This window comes from Massilia genomosp. 1, assembly GCF_011682185.1.
GTDB lineage: Bacteria > Pseudomonadota > Gammaproteobacteria > Burkholderiales > Burkholderiaceae_D > Telluria_A > Telluria_A rubra.
On the sequence record NZ_WHJF01000472.1, the window covers coordinates 1 to 324 of the forward strand.

The 324-nt window shown below is 56.8% G+C and carries 1 pseudogene; it reads left to right on the forward strand.

Annotated features, from left to right (window positions below):
- Positions 1-324 (forward strand): annotated as a pseudogene (locus F1735_RS34560) (RNA-guided endonuclease InsQ/TnpB family protein); the annotation flags it as partial.

Genomic DNA, 324 nt, shown 5'->3' on the forward strand with positions numbered 1-324 from the left:
CAACAAGGCGTTGGCGATGCAAAAAGAAAATCATGAGGCCGGTAACAAGTTCATCGGCTATGTCGCCATGGCGAAGCAATTGACCGGGTGGCGCACTGGTCCTGACACACCTTGGCTGAAGGACGCGCCGTGTCATCCGCTGCAACATGCATTGAAGGGCTTGGAGAGGGCGTACAAGAACTTCTTCGAGAAACGGACCGATTTCCCCAGCTTCAAGCGCAAGGGTTGCGGCGACACTTTCCGCTACCCGGACCCGAAGCAGATCAAGCTTGACGAGGCCAACAGCCGCATCTTCCTGCCCAAACTTGGCTGGCTGCGTTACCG